Source organism: Pseudomonas sp. IT-93MI4 (assembly GCF_949767635.1).
Taxonomy (GTDB): domain Bacteria; phylum Pseudomonadota; class Gammaproteobacteria; order Pseudomonadales; family Pseudomonadaceae; genus Aquipseudomonas; species Aquipseudomonas putida_A.
The window spans coordinates 50,241-69,229 of sequence record NZ_CATKPP010000005.1 but is presented as its reverse complement, the minus strand read 5'-3'; the positions used below and the strand labels follow the sequence as shown (position 1 = coordinate 69,229).

The window sequence follows — 18,989 nt, the reverse complement described above, 5'->3', positions numbered from 1 at the left end:
TCATGCAGCGCCTCATTCTTTCGTTGTTGATCTGCCTGGGCTTCGTGCTCCCGGCCACGGCGCAGGCCTGGTGGCAGGACGACTGGCATTACCGCAAACAGATCGCCGTCGACACCACGCCGCAGGGTGCCGGGATCAATCAGGCCCTGGGCCGCACTGCGCTGCTGGTGCGCCTGCACACCGGCAACTTCACCTTCGACGGGGTCAAGGAAGATGGCGCGGATTTGCGCTTCGTCGCCGCCGATGACAAAACCGTGCTCAACCACCAGATCGAAAGCTTCGATGCGCTGATGGGCATGGCGCTGATCTGGGTCGATGTGCCGAATGTCGAGGGCGGCCAGCGTCAGGACATCTGGATGTACTACGGCAATCAGAAGGCCCCGGCCACCGGCAACGGCCAGTTGACCTTCGATCCGAATTACACCGCGCTCTATCACTTTGACGGCGCCACCGGCACGCCGGCCAAGGACACCACCGCCTACGGCAACACCGCACAAAGCGCCACTGGCGCGGCGATTGACGGCGTGGTCGGGCGCGCCTTGCAGTTCAGCGGCCAGCCGTTGCTGCTGCCGGCCAGTCCGTCATTGCAGCACAGCGCCGGCAGTGCGTTCACCTTCAGCGCCTGGCTGCGTCTGGATCAGGCCAATGGCGAACAACTGATCCTCGCCCGCCGCGAAGGCGCCAACAGCCTGCTGGTCGGGGTCAATCAAGGTGTGCCGTTTGTGGAGATCGACGGCCAGCGCGCCGTGGCCTCTCAGCCGCTGAATCCGGGGCAATGGCAGCATGTCGCGCTGACCGCCGAAGGTTCGAAAGTCAGCCTGTACATCAACGGTCGTGAGAGTGCGACCCTCGCGCAAGCGATGCCGGCGTTCAATTCAGTGATGGCGATTGGCGGCGATCTGGCCGCTGGCCCGTACCAGCCGTTCGTGGGCGCCATCGACGAACTGCGCCTGTCGAAAGTCGCGCGCCCGGCACCATTGCTGCTGGCTGATGCGACCTCCCAAGGCGCCGAGTCGAAACTGGTGGCCTACGGCGTTGACGAAGAACAGTCCGGTTTCGGTTTCGGCAGCCTCGGTTTCCTGCTCAATGCGGTGCCGGTCGACGCCTGGGTGATCATCGCCGTGCTGGTGCTGATGATGTTCCAGTCGTGGATCATCATGCTGCGCAAGAACCGCACCCTCAGCCGCGTGAGCAAGGCCAACGAGGATTTCCGCGAGCAGTTCGCCAAGGTCGGTACGCGCCTGGAGATGTTCGCCGACGACGCGCAACTCGCCCAGCGTCTGCAGCATTCGCCGCTGTGGCGCCTGTACGCGGTGGCGGTCAAGGAAATCCGTACTCGCCGCGAGCAGGGCGCCGATACCTCTTCGGTGTCCGCGGCAACCATTGAAGCGATCCGCTGCTCGATGGACGGCGTGCGTACCCGTGAGAACCAGGCGCTCAGCTCGAAACTCTCGACGCTGTCCAACGCAATCGCCGGCGGCCCGTACATCGGCCTGCTCGGCACCGTGCTGGGGATCATGGTGGTGTTCCTCGGCACGGCCATGGCCGGCGACGTCAACATCAACGCCATCGCGCCCGGCATGGCCGCCGCATTGCTCGCCACCGCCATGGGCCTGTTCGTCGCGATCCCGGCGCTGTTTGGCTACAACCGCCTGATCACCCGCAACAAGGAAGTCAGCGCCGACATGCGCGTGTTCGTCGACGAGTTCATCACGCGTCTGGCGGAGATGCACGGCGAAGGCCAGTCCAGCGAAGCGGCGCATCAGCGCGGCCATCACGCCAACCACTCCGTACCGGCCTGAGGAGCACTGCCATGGCGTCCGTAAATGCCTCCCACGACGATGACGAAGATGCAGCGGTGGACAGCATCAACATCACCCCGCTGGTCGACGTGCTGATGGTGGTGCTGGTGATGTTCATCCTCACCGCCACTGCGCAGGTTTCCGGGATCCAGATCAACCTGCCCAAGGCCAGCGCCTCGGTGTCGCTATCGGAAGCCAAGACCAAGGCGATTTCGGTCAACGACGGCGGTCAGGTGTTCCTCGACGCCTCCCCGGTGACCCTTGCGGAGCTGGAAGAGCGCCTGCGTATCGAGAAGGCGCAGAGCCCGGACTTCCCGGTGATCGTGCGCGGCGACGCCACGGTGCAGTACCAGAAGGTCATTGAAGTGCTGGATCTGTTGCGCCGGCTCGAACTGTCTCAGGTCGGTCTGGTGACCGGCAAACCGACGCAGGGCTGAGTGATGACCGCACAACTTCCGATCGAGCCGCTGCCGGTGAAAAGGTCGCCGATGCGCTTTGTAAAGTGGGGCGCCGGGCTGCTGCTCGGCGCGCTCGCCGCGTGGTTCCTGTGGCAGTGGGCCAATGACATGAGCGGCGTGCGCCGTGAAGCTCCGAAGGTGCCGACGATCATTCCGTTGCCGCCACCGCCGCCGCCACCTCCGGAAAAACCACCGGAGCCGGAAACCCCGGTGGAAGAAAAAGTCGTCGAGCCCGAGCCCACGCCCGAGCCGCAAGAGGTCAAGCCCGAGGAAGAGGCGCCGCCATCGCCGGCGGACGATCTGGCCAACCCGATGCAAATGGACGGCGACGCGCAGAGTGGCAACGACGCTTTCAACATCGGCGCCGGCAAGGGTGGCGGCATGGCCGGCGCGGGTGGCGGACGCCTGGGCACCGGCACTTACAGCCAGTTCCTCGCGTTCACTTTTCAGCGCTTGCTGCGCGAGAACCCCGATCTGCGCAACCTCGCATTCTCGCTGCAGGCCGATGTGTGGCTGAGCAGCGTCGGCGAAATCACCCGGGTCGAGTTGGTCAAGTCCAGCGGCAAGCCCGAGATCGATACCCAGGTGCTGGCCGCATTGCGTAACGCGCCCCATCTGAGCGAACGGCCACCGGCCTCCATCACCTTGCCTGTGCGCCTGTCCCTGCAAGGGCGGCGTCCGGGTTAACCGAATTCATAAAGCTGTATGAAAAGGAGTTGTGTGCAGATGATTTCCAACGTGAATCGATTGTCCCTGGCGGTCGGCATGGTCATCGCGACCCTGGTCGGTCAGGCCGCGGCAGCGCCTGCGCCCTCGGAGAACGCCACGATCAATCTGATCCGCTTGCTGGTCGAGCAGGGCATTCTGAAACAGGACAAGGCCGACGCGCTGATCGCCCAGGCCCAGAACGAAGCGGCCCAGGCCAAGCAGGCAGCGGCTTCGACAGCGGTCGCAGCCGGTCCGGTGGCCGCACCGGGCGATGTGCGCGTGCAGTACGTGCCGGCCGCGGTGCGCGACCAGATCCGCGATCAGGTCAAGGCCGAGGTCATGGCCACCGCCAAGCAGGAAAACTGGGCGGCGCCCAACACCTTCCCGGACTGGGCGTCACGCATCAGCTTCGATGGCGACATCCGCCTGCGCGACGAATCGCGCTACTACTCGGGCAGCAACAGCAACGAAATCGTCGACTTCGCCAAACTCAACAACAACGGTCCGTACGACGTGAACCCCAACAGCAGCACCAGTCTGCCGCCGTTGCTCAACACCCGTGAAGACCGCACCAACCAGTTCCGCCTGCGCACCCGCCTGGGCATGAAAGCGGTGATTTCGCCGGAATGGACCGCCGGCATCCGCATCGGCACCGGCTCGGACAACAACCCGGTGTCGACCACGCAGAACCTCGGCGGCGGCTTCGCCAAGAAAGATATCTGGCTCGATCAGGGCTACCTGAACTGGAAACCCACGGATGAGCTGACCCTGACCGGCGGGCGTTTCGCCAACCCGTTCATGTCCACCGACATGCTCTATTCCAACGACCTGAATTTCGACGGCGTGGCGGCGATTTTCGACCACAAGCTCAATCGCGACTGGGGCGTGTTCGGCACCGTCGGCGCGTTCCCGGTGGATTACACCAACGACACGAGCACCAGCAACGGTTTCGACAAGGAAGAAAGCGACAACAAGTGGCTCTACGGCGCGCAGCTCGGCGCCAAGTGGGCGATCAACAGCAACAACCGCCTCAAGGGTGCGTTGGCCTATTACCGCTTCGACGACATTCAGGGGCAGCGTTCCAGCCCTTGTGAGCCGTGGGCCGGCGCTCCGGGCTGCGACACCGATGGCAATCGTGCCGCGTTCATGCAGAAGGGCAACAGCGTGTTCCTGCTGCGTGACATCACGCCGAACCCGGCCAACCCGACCACCACGCCGCAGCCCCAATTCGTCGGTCTGGCGTCGGAGTTCAACCTGCTCGACCTGAACCTGGTGTGGGACGCCGATCTGCCAGAGGACTTCAAGCTGCGCAGCCAGGGCAACTACATCCACAACCTCGGTTACGACGAAGGCGACATGCGCAAGCGCTCCGAGGGGCAGATCGTCAACAACCTCAACAGCAACGGCGAGATCGAAAGCGGCGCCAATGCGTGGATGGTCCAGTTCACCCTCGGCAACGCGCTGGACCTGAAGAAGCAGGGCGACTGGAATATGTTCGCCGGCTACAAGTACATCCAGCCGGACGCCTTGCCCGACGGCTTCAACGATTCCTCGTTCCACCTCGGCGGCACCAACGCCAAGGGCTATTTCCTCGGCGGCAATTACGGTCTGGCGAAAAACGTCTACGCCACCGGCCGCTGGCTGAGCACCGAGGCGGTGTACGGCGCGCCGTTCGACATCGATGTCTTGCAGCTTGAGATCAACACGCGCTTCTAAGGCGCCGGGAGGACGGTCATGCACGCACGAGTTTTACTGTTGGGGCTGAGTTTTTTCATTGCACATGGCGCACACGCCGAAGGCATGGAGGAGCGTCTGCGTACCCAGTTGCGCAGCACCACTCAACAGTTGCAGGCCCTGCAGAGCCAGCAGGCTCAGGCCAGCGCCGCGCAACTGGCGGCGCAGAACGAAGCCAAGGCTGCGCAGGCGCAGATCAAGCAATTGACCGCTGAACTGGCCAAGGCCAAAGGCCTGGCCGAGCAGTTGGCCGGCCAGCAGCAGAACCTGCACAGCCAGGCCCAGGCGCAAATCGCCGCCAGCAGCGAGCAGGTCGGCAAGTTCAAGAAGGCCTACGACGAGTTGCTGGTCATGGCCCGTGCCAAAGAGGCAGAACGGTCTAAGCTTCAAACGCAATTGGCTGAACGTGACACACAAGTGCAGCAATGTTCAGTCAAGAATCAGCAGATGTATGGCGTCGCCAAGCAGATCCTCAGCGCTTACGAAAACATCGATGTGGCCGAGGTGATGAAGATCCGCCAGCCCTTTGCGGGCAGCGCCCGGGTCAAGTTCGATGAGCTGGCCCAGGGGTTTGGTGACGAGCTTTACAAGACTCAATTCGACGCGCCGCAAGCTGCGCTCTCGCACTGATTAAAAAGCCTGTTAAACAAGGAAGAAACAATGACTCAATTGATCAGCCACGTATCCCCACAATCCCTGACCGACGTCCTGCAAGCCGCCGGTTATCGCGTCAACCAGACCGAACAGAACGGCATCGTGCAGTTGCTCAGCGCCAGTCAGGGCATCGGTTATGCCGTGCGCTTCGGCAACCCGGCGGTGGAGCAGGGCAGCTACGTCGATTTCACTTTCAGCTGCGCGCTGCGGGTGCAAGGTGAGTTGCCACAGGGTGTGGCCGAACAGTGGAACGCCACCCGGCGTTTTGCGCGGTTGTCGTTGCAGGGCGAGTTTCTGGTGATGGAAATGGACGTGGTGCTGGCGGCCGGTGTGAGCAGCGATCACCTGCGCGGCAACCTGGAATTGTGGGATCGCCTGTTGCAGGAATTCATCGTCTATCTGCGTGATTTCAGCCAGGCTGCGCAAGCCTCGACGGCCAAAGTCGCTACCGCTGAGCAAGAGGAAGTCGCGCTGTGAAAAAGCCTGCCATGGTGATCGGCGCCGGGGCAGTGGCGCTGTTGGTGGTAGCCGTGGCGCTGGTGCTGCGACCGGGTGCTGACCCGGTCGCCGCCCAGCAATCGTCGCCGTTGGCGGCGGTTGCTGCGGGGCCTGCGGTAGCGCGGTTGGGCAATCAGCAGGTGACGCCGCAGGAATTGCAGGCGCTGCTGGCTACCGTCCCGCCGGCGACTCGCGAGCAATTGCGCGGCAACCGTGAAGCGCTGGAGCGCTGGCTGCGTACGCGGTTGGCGGAGAAAGTCGTGCTGGAACAGGCCGATGCTCAGGGCTGGGCGCAGCGTCCGGACGTGGTGCGGCAAACCCGCGCGGCCACTGAGCAGATCGTGTTTCGCGATTACCTGCGCTCGGTCAGCACGGTGCCGGCGGACTACCCGAGTGCGGCCGAGTTGCAGCAGGCGTATGACGCTGGCAAGGGCAACTGGCAGACGCCGGCGTTGTACCGGGTGAGCCAGATTTTCCTCGCTGTGCCGGATGCCCAGAGCCTGGAAGCCGTGCGCAAGCAGGCCACCGAGCTAAGCAAGAAGGCCCAGAGCACGCCGGGGGATTTTGCCGCGCTGGCGACTCAGTATTCGCAGGACCGGCAGACTGCCGAACGTGGCGGCGACACCGGGCTGCAACCGTTGCAGCAACTGGTGCCGGAGGTGCGGGGTGCGGTGGCGAAATTGAAGGTCGGTGCGGTGTCCGATCCAGTGCAGAGCACGGCCGGCTTCCATGTGATCAAACTCACCGAACAGCAACCGGCACGTACTGCGACCCTCGACGAGCTGCGCGATCAACTGACACAGGCCTTGCGTGCGCAACGGCAGGAGCAGATTGCTCAGGCGTATCTGGACGGGATGCTCAATACCGCGACGCTGAGTATCGATGGGGCTGAGCTGAACAAGGTCCTCGAATCCAACCATTAGAGCACTGGCACACCACAAACCCTGTAGGAGTGAGCCTGCTCGCGATAGCGATGTGTCAGGCAAAGAGATGTCAGCTGTGCCGACGCCATCGCGAGCAGGCTCACTCCTACAAGGGGCTGCGCAATGTCTAAATACAAAGATCGACAGGGAGTCATCGATGTCATTCACCGAACCCGCAGGACGACAGGGTAGCCCCGACTATCGCTGGGCACAGGGCGAGCGCGAACCATGGCTGGCGCAAGCCGCGACCATTGATGCCGAGGTCGCGCAATATTTTCTGGTCAGTGCCCGCTGCGGCTGCTTCATGCAGGCCGCGCGCAGCCTCAACGTGCGTTCGACTTTGCTGCGCAAGCAGTTGGCGCAGCTTGAGCAGGAGCTGCAGCACTCGCTGTTCAGCTTTCAGGGCAGCGCCCTGAGCCTGACCCGCGAGGGCCAGCAACTGCAGGCGCAACTGGTCGCGCTGGCCCACGAACGCAAACTGCCGGTGGTCGAGCAGCCACTGATTCGACTGGCGGTTGCCGAATCGATCCTGCATGACATCCTCGGTCGCGACCTGATCGCGTTGCTGCGCCGCAATGCCAGCGTGCGCCTGGAGATCATTGCGCTGGACAGCGAGTTGGCCTTGCGCGCAGTAAGCGCCGACGTGGTGCTGTGGCTGGCCCACGGCGAAACCCCCAGCCCCGGCCCGACCTTCGCCACCAGCCAGCCGCAGGCCCTGGCGCGTCTGGATTACCTGCCGCACATCGCCAAACGCTATTCCCGCGTCACCGCGCGCCCGGCGAGTGCTGATGATCTGAGCGATTTCATGCTGGTGCAATGGCAGCACGACCGGCAGATCGACAGCTTCCGGCCGTGGAATGAGCTGGTCGAACAACGCTTGGCGGGCGTGGTGCAGATGCAGTCTTATGAACTGATGCTGGAAATGATCCGTTGCAGCGCTTGCATCGGGTTGCTGCCGGCGTACATGAGCCGTTTCGATCGCGGGCTGATTGCGCTGCCGGGGCTGTTTGACGAGCCGATGCAGTTGCAGGCATGGCTGGCGGTGAATGCTGAATCCCGGGACGTCGCCGAAGTGCAAGCCTTGGTCGAGCTGATCCAGCACACCTTCAACGAACGCCAGGAATGGTTTCAGACCTGACCCGATTCTGCCAACACCCCCAATCCCCTGTGGGAGCGGGCTTGCTCGCGAAGGCGGTGTGTCAGGTGACAGAGATGTTGAATTTCAGACCGCTTTCGCGAGCAAGCCCGCTCCCACATTTTGATATTCGCCAGCCAGAGGCTCAACGGTTTAGAGTAAGCGGCCACCCATCGATCCAGGAAGGATCTGCCATGCCCGACCACGCTCCCACCATCAAAATCGAACGCTTCAATGAGTCGCACCTTGAGGGCATCACCGCGCTGTACAACGATCCGGCCGTGACCCGGCAGGTGCTGCAGATGCCGTTTCAGCCCACTGAGGTTTGGCGCAAACGCCTTGCGCCAGATAACGAACGGGTGGTGCAACTGGTGGCGCTGCATGAGGGTGTGGTCATTGGCAATCTCGGGCTGGAAAACTATTCGCGGATCCGCCGCGCCCACGCCGGCAGTGTCGGCATGGCCGTCGCCGTCGCGTGGCAGGGCAAGGGTGTCGGGTCGAAACTGCTGGCGGCGGCGCTGGACGTCGCCGACAACTGGATGAACCTGCACCGGGTCGAACTCTCGGTGTACGCCGACAACCAGGCGGCTATCAATCTCTACCGCAAGTTCGGCTTCGAGAACGAAGGCCTGTTTCGTGACTACGCCGTGCGCGACGGGCAATGGGTCGACACCCTGAGCATGGCCCGTCTGCGTCGTCGATAAGCCAAAAAATCCTGTGGGAGTCAGTTGCCCAGAGCGAACGCCACCGCCGCCTGCGCATGCAGTTCGGTGGTGTCGAGCAGCGGCAGGGCGCTGTGTTCGGGTTTGACCAGCAGACCGATTTCCGTGCAGCCGAGGATGATCGCCTGGGCGCCGCGCGCGGTCAGCGCTTCGATCACCCGTTGATAGATTTTGCGTGATTCGTCACTGATCACTCCGACGCACAGTTCGTCGTAGATGATCCGGTGCACGTCCTTGCGCTCGGCGTCGTCCGGCACCAGTACCGTCAGACCCTGCGCAATCAGGCGCTGCTTGAGAAAGTCCTGCTCCATGGTGAACGCCGTGCCGAGCAGACCGACCGTGCGCGCATCGATGGCCAATGCCGCCTGCGCCGCCGGTTCGGCGATGTGCAGAAACGGAATGCTGATCGCTGCCTGAATCTGCTGCGCGACCTTGTGCATGGTGTTGGTACACAGCACCACGCATTCGGCGCCGCCGGCCTCGAGCCTGCGCGCGGCATCCACCAGAATCGCCGCCGCATCGTCCCAGCGCCCGGCGTGCTGCGCCTGTTCGACCGGGCCGAAGTCGACGCTGTACATCAGGATTTGCGCCGAGCGCAGCGAGCCGAGGCGGTCGCGGACCTGCTGATTGATGAGTCGATAGTATTCAGCGCTGGATTCCCAGCTCATGCCGCCGATAAGGCCGATGGTGCGCATTGAAATTCCTCGAACAATGGCCCGTATTGGAAAAGTCGGGCTCCGGCCGAGTGTCCATCGGTTCAATGACGGATGCCAGTACAAAGCAACTGTACCGTTGATCCTGTTGCCAAGTGTCCCGGTGCCGGCGATCGAGGTTTAACGTACGCCGGCGCCTCGATCTGTCACTATCGACTATCGCAGGCTCACCCCGAGGAACGTACCGATGAACGACGTACAACAACTGGGCGAAATGCTTCGTCACTATGCCGAGAGTGAAGCGCACAAGAAGCAATTGTTCGAAACCCAGTCACAGGCGTGGGCCAGCCGCATCACCGAGCTGTTCGGCCAGATCCGGCAATGGCTGGAACCGGTGCAGGCACCGAACCTGCTGGAGGTGAGCCGCGAGGCTTACGTCGCATTCGGGCCGAGCACGCCGGTGGAAACCTCGACCTTCAAGACCGAGAAACTGAGCATCGTGATTGCCGGCAAACCGGTGGAGTTCGTGCCGGACGTGATGGGCAGCGCCGGGCAGATTTCCCTGGCGGTGATGGGCCTGACGGCGGCGCGCTACGGCAGTATTTCGCTGGTCGGGCTGCCGAACGGCGAGTGGCAATGGCGCAAGACCAATGGCTTGAAGGATCCGGACACCTTCGTGTTTGATGCGGATTTTCTCGCGCAGCAGTTGCAGAGCCTGATTCCGCGCGATCGCAGCTGATATCAGGGCTTCACCCATTTCCCATTGTGGGAGCGGGCTTGCTCGCGAAGGCGGCAGCCCATTCGACATTGATGGCGACTGATAGACCGCTTTCGCGAGCAAGCCCGCTCCCACAGGGGATTGAGGGTGATCCTACATATCGAGGTTGATCCAGCCCGGTTTCGCCTCTTCCGGCGCCACGGCTTTCACGGTTTTACCGGTGGCCAACTCAACCCGCCGTGCCACCTCCGGATCATCAGCAAACGGCACCATGCTCGCATCGTCGAGGCTCTCTGAAGTCTGATGGCGCAGGCAGTACTCCACCGCCAGCCACAGAAACACCACCCCCAGCACATTCAAGAAAATATCCATCCTCTGCGGCTCCCTGCCTCAGGCGATCTGCGCCTGGCTGCGTGCCAGCGCCACGTCGGCGACCCGCACCGTGCGCCAGACGTTGTAGGCCATCAGCAGCATGCCGCTGAGGAAGAACACCCCGCCGGCAAAGCGCACGATGAACCCCGGATGACTGGCCTGCAGCGCCTCGACAAACGAGTAGGTCAGCGTGCCGTCCTCGTTGATCGCTCGCCACATCAGGCCCTGAGTGATGCCGTTGACCCACATCGAGGCGATGTACAACACCGTGCCGATGGTCGCCAGCCAGAAGTGCAGGTTGATCAGCGGCGTGCTGTACATCTGCTCGCGGCCAAAGACTTTCGGCACCATGTGATACGTCGCGCCGAAGGTGATCATCGCCACCCAGCCCAAGGCCCCGGCGTGAACATGGCCGATGGTCCAGTCGGTGTAGTGGGAGAGGGCGTTGACGGTTTTGATCGCCATCATCGGCCCTTCGAAGGTCGACATGCCGTAGAACGCCAGCGACAGGACGAGGAAGCGCAAAATCGGGTCGGTGCGCAACTTATGCCAGGCACCGGACAAGGTCATCATGCCGTTGATCATCCCGCCCCAGCTCGGTGCCAGCAGGATCAGTGACATCGCCATGCCCAGCGACTGCGCCCAGTCCGGCAGCGCGGTGTAGTGCAAGTGGTGCGGACCGGCCCAGATGTACAGGGTGATCAATGCCCAGAAATGCACGATCGACAACCGGTACGAATACACCGGGCGATTAACCTGTTTCGGCACGAAGTAATACATCATCCCGAGGAACCCGGTGGTCAGGAAGAAACCCACCGCGTTGTGCCCGTACCACCACTGCACCATGGCGTCGGTGGCCCCGGAATACACCGGATACGACTTGAACCAGTCCACCGGGATCGACAGGTGATTGACCACGTGCAGCATGGCGATCACCAGAATGAACGCGCCGAAGAACCAGTTGCCGACGTAGATGTGTTTGGTCTTGCGCTGCACCACGGTGGTGAAAAACACGATGGCGTACGCGACCCAGACCACCGCCATCCACACCGCGCCGGAGAATTCGATCTCGGCGTATTCCTTGGTGGTGGTGTAGCCCATTGGCAGGGTGATCAGCATGATCACGATCACCGATTGCCAGCCCCAGAAGGTGAAGGCGGCGAGCTTGTCCGAATACAGCCGCACCTGGCAGGTGCGCTGCACCGCGTAGTAACTGGCGGCGAATTGCGCGCTGCCGGCGAAACCGAAGATCACCAGGCTGGTGTGCAATGGCCGCAAGCGGCCGAAGGTGGTCCAGGGCAGGTCGAGGTTCATGTCCGGCCATACCAGTTGCGAGGCGATCCATACCCCCATCGCCATGCCGACGACACCCCAGAAAACCGTCGCGATAACGAATTGGCGGACGACCTTGTAGTTATAAGCCTGTCCGATTGTTGCTGTGCTCATGGTCAGTTCATCCACGGTTGCAAAGTCTTGCCAGGCCACCCGGTCTGGCACGAGCTGCACTGTATGAACAGCGCCGGAAACAAAACAGGCTCAGGAATCTTTCATTTGTACGGATCAGATTTAACTGCTGCCTGCGGCGTTCTGCCGCGACCTGATATGGTTTTTATCGTTTCAGCTGAATCTGTTGCGTGCTGCGCTGCACCTGCATAGTGCTGGCAAAATCTGTAGGAGTGAGCCTGCTCGCGATTGCGGTGTGTCAGTCAACAAAGCAGTTGCCTGACACACCGCAATCGCGAGCAGGCTCACTCCTACAGGAATTGCGCACAATTCTGATGGGGTAGCCGCTGCATGTATCAATACGATGATTACGACCGCGCACTGGTGTTCGAGCGCGTTGCGCAGTTTCGCGATCAGGTCGAGCGCTTCATGGCCGGAGAGTTGAGCGAGGAAGAGTTCCTGCCGCTGCGTCTGCAAAACGGCCTGTACCTGCAGAAGCACGCGTACATGCTGCGGGTGGCGATTCCCTACGGGACACTGAGTGCCGAGCAGATGCGCACGCTGGCGAGCATCGCCGCCGATTACGATCGCGGCTACGGCCACTTCACCACGCGGCAGAACCTGCAATTCAACTGGATCGAACTGGCGCAGGTGCCGGACATCCTTGAACGCCTGGCGCAGGTCAACATGCATGCGATCCAGACCTCCGGCAACTGTGTGCGCAACATCACCACCGAAGCCTTTGCCGGGGTCGCGGCGGACGAGTTGATCGACCCGCGCCCGCTGGCCGAGATCTTGCGGCAATGGTCGACGATCAACCCGGAATTCCTCTTCCTGCCACGCAAGTTCAAGATCGCCATCTGCTCGGCGAAGCAGGATCGCGCGGCGATCATGATGCATGACATCGGCCTGTATCTTTATCCGGGGCGCGACGGGCAGATGCTGCTGCGGGTGATCGTCGGCGGCGGGTTGGGGCGCACGCCGATCCTCGGTCTGCAGATTCGCGAAGGCTTGCCGTGGCAGCATCTGCTGTCCTACGTCGAAGCGATCCTGCGGGTCTACAACCGCCATGGCCGGCGCGACAACAAGTACAAGGCGCGGATCAAGATTCTGGTCAAGGCGCTGGGCATCGAGGCATTCGCCAAAGAGGTCGAGGAAGAATGGCAACACCTCAAGGACGGCCCGGCGCAGCTGACCGAGGCTGAATATGAGCGGGTCGCCAGTGCCTTCGTGCCGCCGATCTATCACACCCTGGCCGATACCGATCTGGATTTCGGCACGCATCTGGCTGAAAGCCCGGCGTTCGCCCGCTGGGTCGCGCGCAACGTGCAGCCGCACAAGAAACCGGGTTACACCAGCGTAGTGCTGTCGACCAAACCGGGTCTGAGTGCACCACCGGGTGATGTCACCGGCCAGCAGATGCTCGCGGTGGCCGACTGGTCGGAGCGTTTCGGTTTCGGCGAGATTCGCATTGCCCATGAGCAGAATATCGTCCTGCCCGATGTGCAGAAGTCTGACCTGTATGAACTCTGGCGACTGGCCTGCGAGCGCAATCTGGGCAGCGCCAACGTCGGCCTGCTGACCGACATCATCGCCTGCCCGGGCGGCGATTTCTGCGCGCTGGCCAACGCCAAGTCGATCCCGATTGCCCAGGCGATTCAGGCGCGTTTCGACAACCTCGACTACCTGCACGACCTGGGCGACATCAGCCTGAACATCTCCGGCTGCATGAACGCCTGCGGCCACCACCACATCGGCAATATCGGCATTCTCGGCGTCGACAAAAACGGCAGCGAGTGGTACCAGATCACCCTTGGCGGCGCGCAGGGCAAAAACAGCGCCTTGGGCAAAGTCATCGGCCCATCGTTCAGCGCGGCCGAAGTGCCGCAGGTGATCGAGCGGATCATCGGCACTTTTGTGCGATACCGCGAAAGCGAGGAACTGTTTGTCGACACCGTGGCGCGCATTGGCCTGGAGCCTTTCAAGGAACGCGTCTACCCGAAAGTGCTGGAGGCGTCGGCATGAACAATCTGCTGCGTCTGGAGCAAGGTGTCGCACGCCTGATCGAGGACGACCCATGGACGCTGGTTCGCGAGCCGGAGCAGGGCAGGCCGCAAGGGTTGCTGATCCTGCCGCTGGGGCACTGGCTGCAATCGCCCTCGACCCACGCGGTGTGGCTGGGGCCGGACGATGAAGTTGAAAGCGTGGTGCCGTGGCTGGCCTCGCTGCCGCTGATTGCCCTGGATTTCCCGAGCTTTCGCGACGGTCGCGCCTACAGTCAGGCGTATCTGCTGCGTAGCCGGTTTGGCTGGGCTGGCGAGTTGCGCGCGATTGGTGATGTTTTGCGTGATCAGCTCAGCCATATGCGCCAGTGCGGGTTCGACAGTTTTGCGGTGCGCGAGGACAAATCGGCTGAGGATGCGCTGAAGGGACTGGCCGGCATGAGCGTGCTGTACGGCCGCTCGGTGATCGAGCCACGGCCGTTGTTCCGCAGACGCTGAATATCCATTGCTTGATAGATACTTTGTGGTGAGGGGATTTATCCCCGATGGGCTGCGAAGCAGACCTGAAATCTGCCGAAGCATTTCTTCAGCTAAAACCTGTTGGCTGGTTCTGCGGCCGCTGCGCAGCCGGTCGGGGGATAAATCCCCTCACCACAATTGTCTAGCGGCCCCTTCTACACCGGGGAAACCCTTACATTCCGCACCATTCCCGGATTTTTCCTTGGGTCGATGCTGGCCTTTTGGTAGAGTCCCCGTCGCCAGCGGGTTTTCGGCTGGACGACGGAACGAAGAAGGGAGTCTGGGTAGTGAGTGCGGGCAAAAAGATCTTGGGCCTCACGGCGTTGCTGTTGATGCTGACGCTGTGGGCCAGTTACTTCTATGTGTTCAAGGAAAACCGTGACGGCCAGTTGGGCGGTGCCGGTGAAAGCACCGCGTGGTGCGGCGCGCCGCCGTCCACCGAAGCGGCGCTGTTGGGCAAGGATCAACTGACCTTGCGCGTCACCAACAACCTGCGCGGCGAGTTCATGCTCAGTGGCTCGCTGGTGGTCTCCGAACGCACCTTCAACCGCTACGATCTGGGTCGCAACGAACTGCGTCTGCGCCTGGAGCCGTTGCAGTGGTCGTACGGCGTGACGCCGATCTTCCTCGAACAGGTCAAGGTTCAGCCGCTGAGCCGCAACCTCGCCTCACCGACCAAAAGCGCCTACGCCGAGCTTGAGCCACGGCCCATCGGCGTCCAGGGCCAGGTTACCGAATTCCCCTTCGACACCTATCGCTACGGCTACAAACCGGTGCTGTATTACCTCAAGGGCAGCGAGCGCATCGACCTGCGCTTCAAGAACATCACCACGCTGATGGAGATGTCCAACACCTTTACGCCGATTCAGAAATACAACCGCGTCGAGTACATCAACGAGAAGAACTCGATGATCCGCGACGAGGATTACAAGGCCTACGGCCCGCACGAATGCGCGTTCAGCGTCGAGCGCAAAGGCTCGTTCAAGGTCGTGGTGCTGTTGTTCCTGCTGGTGCTGTGCCTGCCGCTGTTGCACGTGTTCTATCGCGACGAGCCGGGGATCGACTTCCTCGCCACGCTGGTGACGATTGCCGTGGTGCGGGTGCTGCTGGTAGGGCCGGTGCAGGACTTCCAGCTGTACAACATCGACTTCCTGTTCGGCGCGGCGATTCTGCTGGTGGGCTCGGTGTCGCTGATCAAGGCGATGCGCGCCAACAGCCGCCGGGAGATGGCGTTGAAGAGCGGGGCGACGTCGTCCTGGTAACACTCAGTGTATGGGACCAATCACTGACCCTGTGGGAGCGGGCTTGCTCGCGAATGCGGTACATCAGTCACCCTTGATGTTGGCTGAGAGAATGCATTCGCGAGCAAGCCCGCTCCCACAAGGGATCAGCGCTCACTTCAGCGCCGGATCCCCCATGTTCATCTTCTTCCAGCCCTGCAACAGCACCTGTGCCTTCGGCTCCTGGCTGTTCTCCAGGTAGTACTGGATCAGTGACAACCGCGCATTGCGGTTCGCCGGTTGCACCTTGAGCAAACGCTCCAGCTCAGCACACGCCTCGCTCACCTTGCCGCTGTCGTGCAACGCCACCGCCAGCACGTAACCGTATTGCGCGTTCTGCGGCTCCAGTTGCGCGGCTTTGTGCAGCGCGCCCATGGCTCCGGCAGTCTTGCCGGCGCGGATCAAGGACAGGCCACGGGTGTGCTGCAACAACGCAGCCTCCGGGTGCGCCTTGAGGCTGTCGTCCAGCAGGCTCTGCGCTTCCTGACCTCGGCCATTGGCCTCCAGCCATTGCACCAGCGTCACCAGTGCCGGGTAGAAATCCGGATCGCGCTTGAGTGCCGTGCGCAGCAACCCTTCGACTTCGGATGCGCGGCCACTGGCCTGATACAACATCGCCAAGTTCAGGTTGGCCTCGGCCCGTTCCGCGAGACTGTTCTGCACCGCCTCATACTCGGCAATCGCCGCGTCCCAATTGTCCTGCGCGGCGCCGAGGCCGCTGTTGCGCGCGACGCTGAGCAGATCCCGCGCCGCGACGATGCGCACGGCTTTCACCGGATCGCCGAGCAGTGGCGTCAACAACGATGCGCGCTCGATGGGTGGCAGGAAGGCACTGATCGCCCGCACTGCGCTTTCGCGCACCTGCGGCGCCGGATTCTGCAGATCCCGGGTCGCCAGTTTCAGCGATTGATCGCTTGGGTACAGCGGCAGTTCGGCGAGTAACGTCGCACGCTGAATTGCCGGCAGATCGCTGCGCTGCAATTGCTCATGCAAAGCGTCCGCCGCACCCGGCTGGCCGTTGCGGATCAGCCACAGGCTCTCGTCATAGGGCGGTGCCTGCGGTGTCGATGCGGAGGCATTCCACAGCTTGAACTGCGCGGTGATCTTGTCACCGGCCTTGCCCTGATGGCAGCTGAGACACGCATCGGGCGTACCGAGTTTTTGCGCGCGTTCCGGGTTGGGGATGCTGAAGCTATGGTCATGGCGGAAGTCGTTGCCCATGTAGAACTTGCCGGGCATGTGGCAATCCACGCACTGCGAGCCGGGCTGGCCCAGGGTGTGGCGGGTGTGTTCGATGGAATCGTAGTTCTTCGCTTGCAGGCCCTTGCCGTCGACGCCAGCGACCGAAGTCTTGCCCGCCGTGTTGTGGCATTGCAGACACACGGCGTTGCCCGGCGCCTTGAGTTCAGTGCTGTGCGGATTGTGGCAGTTACTGCAGCGCACACCCTTGTCGAACATCTTGCTTTGCAGGAACGAGCCGTGTTCGAACACTTCATCCTTGATCTTGCCGTCCAGCGCATACAGTTCGCGGGTGAGGGTGCTCGGCAGGTAGTCGTCCATCAAGCGCTTGCCGACGGTGTAGCCATCGCCCAGCGGCGCCCGGCGCGCATGGCAGCGGGCACAGGTTTCGATCTCGACGCTGGCGTTCTTGTCCTTGAGGTCGACGACGAAACCCTTGTGGATCAGGTCGTCTTTTTTCTGCGCCCATTGCAGGTGATTCGAGGCCGGACCGTGGCAGGCCTGACAGCCGACGCCAAGGCTGTTCCACTGGCTGTTGAACGTGTTGCTGGCCGCATCGAAATTGCGCTTGAAGCCGGTGGTGTGGCACTCGGCGCACATGAAGTTGGCGTTCTGACTGGGCTTGCTCCAGTGCAGCGGATTCTTGAAGTTCACGCCTTGGCCGGGGTAGAGGTGAAACCAGCGGTGTTTCTCGGTATCCCACGCCACGCCGAGCGCCTGTAAACGGCCTTCGCCGACCTCGATCAGGTATTGCTGCAACGGGGCGATGCCGAAGGTGTAGGCGACCTTGAAATCGGCGTTCTTGCCATCGATGCCCGGCGTATTGACCCAGAACTCGTCACCCTTGCGTGAGAAACGGGTGGTCTCGTTTTCGGCCTTGAAGGTGACGTTGTTGAAGTCGCCAAGCATGGTTTCGCCATTCGCGGCCTGCATCGCCAATTGGTGATGCGAGCCTTGCCAGTCCTTGACCTGCTCGGTGTGGCAGCCCTGACATTGTTGTTCATCGACCATGGTCGCGGGCTTCTGTGCCACCGGTTGCGGCTTGGCGACGACGGGCGCCGCTGCGCTGATCGGCGGTGCCGTGTACGGCGCGGGCGCGGGGCTGAACAGAAACCAGCCAATTCCCGCCACTGCGGCCAGCAGCACGCCGATGGTGAGGGGGAACAGGTAACGTGAAAGGGGCTGTCGGGATGAATCAGGATCAGGCGGTACGACTTTATTTTTATGCTTGGGCATTACGACTTCCGTGGTCAGATGCATTGGCCTGCTGGCATGCGTTCAAGCTCGATGCAGCTTTGCCGGATGAGTCGCTGTCTGTCAAATGGCGGTTGTGATCAACTGCGCAACCACGTGTGAATCTTCAATGTTTGCAGGGCAAATCCGCGGGCATTGGCTATAACTGTAACTCCCCCAAGCAATTTCTTCGGCTTTCTGACAGGAGTTACAGCATGAAGCTTGCACTGATGATGAGCACCCTCTGCATCGCCACGCTTGGAGTGGCGGGGTGTTCGAGTAAGGTTGTCGAGCCTGACCAGTACTCCGGATTTCTCAAGGACTACAGCCAGCTCCGGGAAGCCAGATCACCGTCCGGTGCCGAGGTAATGCGTTGGGTCGATCCGAAGCTCGACATCAACCGGTTTACCAGCGTCTACGTCGAGCCGACCCAGCTCTATCCCAAGCCGCAAGCGACGGTGAAGATTCCGCAACAGACCCTCAACGGCATCACCAGCTACTACGATCAAGCGCTAAAGCGCGAAATCAGCAAGTCCTTGCCATTGGCCAACGGCCCTGGCCCCGGTGTAATCGTGGTACGTGCGGCGATTACTGCCGTGAGCAGCCAGACCGAAGGCCTCAAACCGTATGAAATCATCCCGGTTGCGCTGGTTGCGGCAGCGGTCAGCACGGCCAGCGGTATCCGCGATCAGGAAACCACACTCGCCACCGAAGCGGTGTTTCTCGACGGCGGCAGCAATAAGGTTGTGGCCCAGGTTGTGCGCAAGGGCACTGGCAAACCATTGGCAAACGACACTCAGGTAATGAAAGCCGATGACGTCAAAGCGGTGATCGATGGCTGGGCGGCGGACATGCATCAGTCCTATCTCAAGCTCAAGTCGAAGTAAGATCCGCC

At 61.9% G+C, this 18,989-nt stretch carries 18 protein-coding genes; 14 read left to right on the top strand and 4 right to left on the bottom strand.

Annotated elements, in window-relative coordinates; genetic code table 11:
• Positions 1–2 precede the first annotated feature (2 nt).
• The 9 genes from ACM6I7_RS04445 to ACM6I7_RS04405 all read left to right on the top strand — a co-directional run bounded on the left by ACM6I7_RS04445 (position 3) and on the right by ACM6I7_RS04405 (position 8,616).
• Entirely contained in the window at positions 3–1,802 is a 1,800-nt protein-coding gene (locus ACM6I7_RS04445) for a DUF2341 domain-containing protein (protein WP_414888037.1), read from the top strand.
• Between the two features lie 11 nt (positions 1,803–1,813).
• Positions 1,814–2,239: an ExbD/TolR family protein gene (locus ACM6I7_RS04440; protein WP_414888036.1), complete on the top strand. Its 426-nt coding sequence runs from the start codon at positions 1,814–1,816 to the stop codon at positions 2,237–2,239.
• Between the two features lie 3 nt (positions 2,240–2,242).
• Positions 2,243–2,947 carry an energy transducer TonB gene (locus ACM6I7_RS04435; RefSeq protein ID WP_027613761.1) on the top strand — a complete coding sequence of 235 codons (705 nt, stop codon included), beginning with the start codon at positions 2,243–2,245 and terminating at the stop codon, positions 2,945–2,947.
• 39 nt (positions 2,948–2,986) lie between these two features.
• Positions 2,987–4,684 carry a putative porin gene (locus ACM6I7_RS04430; RefSeq protein ID WP_414888035.1) on the top strand — a complete coding sequence of 566 codons (1,698 nt, stop codon included), beginning with the start codon at positions 2,987–2,989 and terminating at the stop codon, positions 4,682–4,684.
• Positions 4,685–4,702: 18 nt separating this feature from the next.
• The gene (locus ACM6I7_RS04425) at positions 4,703–5,332 is read left to right on the top strand and encodes a DNA repair protein (RefSeq protein WP_414888034.1); all 630 of its coding nucleotides are present in this window, start codon (positions 4,703–4,705) and stop codon (positions 5,330–5,332) included.
• 30 nt (positions 5,333–5,362) lie between these two features.
• Positions 5,363–5,833, top strand: coding sequence for a YbjN domain-containing protein (locus ACM6I7_RS04420; RefSeq protein WP_027613758.1), 471 nt, complete (start codon positions 5,363–5,365; stop codon positions 5,831–5,833).
• Positions 5,830–6,777 (top strand): peptidylprolyl isomerase, encoded by a 948-nt coding sequence (locus tag ACM6I7_RS04415; RefSeq protein WP_414888033.1) that lies wholly within the window; start codon positions 5,830–5,832, stop codon positions 6,775–6,777. Before ACM6I7_RS04420 ends, ACM6I7_RS04415 begins: the two co-directional genes overlap by 4 nt.
• Before the next feature lie 157 nt (positions 6,778–6,934).
• Positions 6,935–7,915: a LysR family transcriptional regulator gene (locus tag ACM6I7_RS04410; protein WP_414888032.1), complete on the top strand. Its 981-nt coding sequence runs from the start codon at positions 6,935–6,937 to the stop codon at positions 7,913–7,915.
• Between the two features lie 191 nt (positions 7,916–8,106).
• Positions 8,107–8,616: a GNAT family N-acetyltransferase gene (locus ACM6I7_RS04405; protein ID WP_333991703.1), complete on the top strand. Its 510-nt coding sequence runs from the start codon at positions 8,107–8,109 to the stop codon at positions 8,614–8,616.
• Between the two features lie 20 nt (positions 8,617–8,636).
• Here ACM6I7_RS04405 and ACM6I7_RS04400 read toward each other — a convergent pair whose 3' ends face one another.
• Positions 8,637–9,329: an aspartate/glutamate racemase family protein gene (locus ACM6I7_RS04400; protein WP_247269090.1), complete on the bottom strand. Its 693-nt coding sequence runs from the start codon at positions 9,327–9,329 to the stop codon at positions 8,637–8,639.
• A 205-nt stretch (positions 9,330–9,534) separates the two neighbouring features.
• Between ACM6I7_RS04400 and ACM6I7_RS04395 the strand changes: the two genes are divergently transcribed.
• Positions 9,535–10,026, top strand: a complete 492-nt coding sequence (locus ACM6I7_RS04395) for a hypothetical protein (RefSeq protein WP_414888031.1) — start codon at positions 9,535–9,537, stop codon at positions 10,024–10,026.
• Positions 10,027–10,158: 132 nt separating this feature from the next.
• On the opposite strand, the gene ACM6I7_RS04390 is transcribed toward ACM6I7_RS04395, so the two are convergent.
• Together ACM6I7_RS04390 and ccoN are read right to left on the bottom strand one after the other, a co-directional pair.
• Positions 10,159–10,377 carry a CcoQ/FixQ family Cbb3-type cytochrome c oxidase assembly chaperone gene (locus tag ACM6I7_RS04390; protein WP_096797626.1) on the bottom strand — a complete coding sequence of 73 codons (219 nt, stop codon included), beginning with the start codon at positions 10,375–10,377 and terminating at the stop codon, positions 10,159–10,161.
• Positions 10,378–10,395: 18 nt separating this feature from the next.
• Positions 10,396–11,823 (bottom strand): cytochrome-c oxidase, cbb3-type subunit I, encoded by a 1,428-nt coding sequence (gene ccoN, locus ACM6I7_RS04385; RefSeq protein ID WP_027613751.1) that lies wholly within the window; start codon positions 11,821–11,823, stop codon positions 10,396–10,398.
• 348 nt (positions 11,824–12,171) lie between these two features.
• On the opposite strand from ccoN, the gene ACM6I7_RS04380 reads away from it, so the two are divergent.
• The 3 genes from ACM6I7_RS04380 (at position 12,172) to ACM6I7_RS04370 (ending at position 15,604) form a co-directional block, all read left to right on the top strand.
• The gene (locus tag ACM6I7_RS04380) at positions 12,172–13,845 is read left to right on the top strand and encodes a nitrite/sulfite reductase (RefSeq protein ID WP_414888030.1); all 1,674 of its coding nucleotides are present in this window, start codon (positions 12,172–12,174) and stop codon (positions 13,843–13,845) included.
• A complete protein-coding gene (locus ACM6I7_RS04375) occupies positions 13,842–14,321 on the top strand; it encodes a DUF934 domain-containing protein (RefSeq protein WP_285375699.1) in 480 nt (159 codons plus the stop codon). Before ACM6I7_RS04380 ends, ACM6I7_RS04375 begins: the two co-directional genes overlap by 4 nt.
• Before the next feature lie 308 nt (positions 14,322–14,629).
• A complete protein-coding gene (locus ACM6I7_RS04370; protein WP_098963910.1) occupies positions 14,630–15,604 on the top strand; it encodes a hypothetical protein in 975 nt (324 codons plus the stop codon).
• A 132-nt stretch (positions 15,605–15,736) separates the two neighbouring features.
• Here ACM6I7_RS04370 and ACM6I7_RS04365 read toward each other — a convergent pair whose 3' ends face one another.
• Entirely contained in the window at positions 15,737–18,097 is a 2,361-nt protein-coding gene (locus ACM6I7_RS04365; RefSeq protein WP_414888029.1) for a tetratricopeptide repeat protein, read from the bottom strand.
• Between the two features lie 212 nt (positions 18,098–18,309).
• Here ACM6I7_RS04365 and ACM6I7_RS04360 point away from each other — a divergent pair, with 212 nt between their 5' ends.
• Positions 18,310–18,981: a DUF3313 domain-containing protein gene (locus ACM6I7_RS04360; protein ID WP_097090079.1), complete on the top strand. Its 672-nt coding sequence runs from the start codon at positions 18,310–18,312 to the stop codon at positions 18,979–18,981.
• Positions 18,982–18,989: the final 8 nt, after the last annotated feature.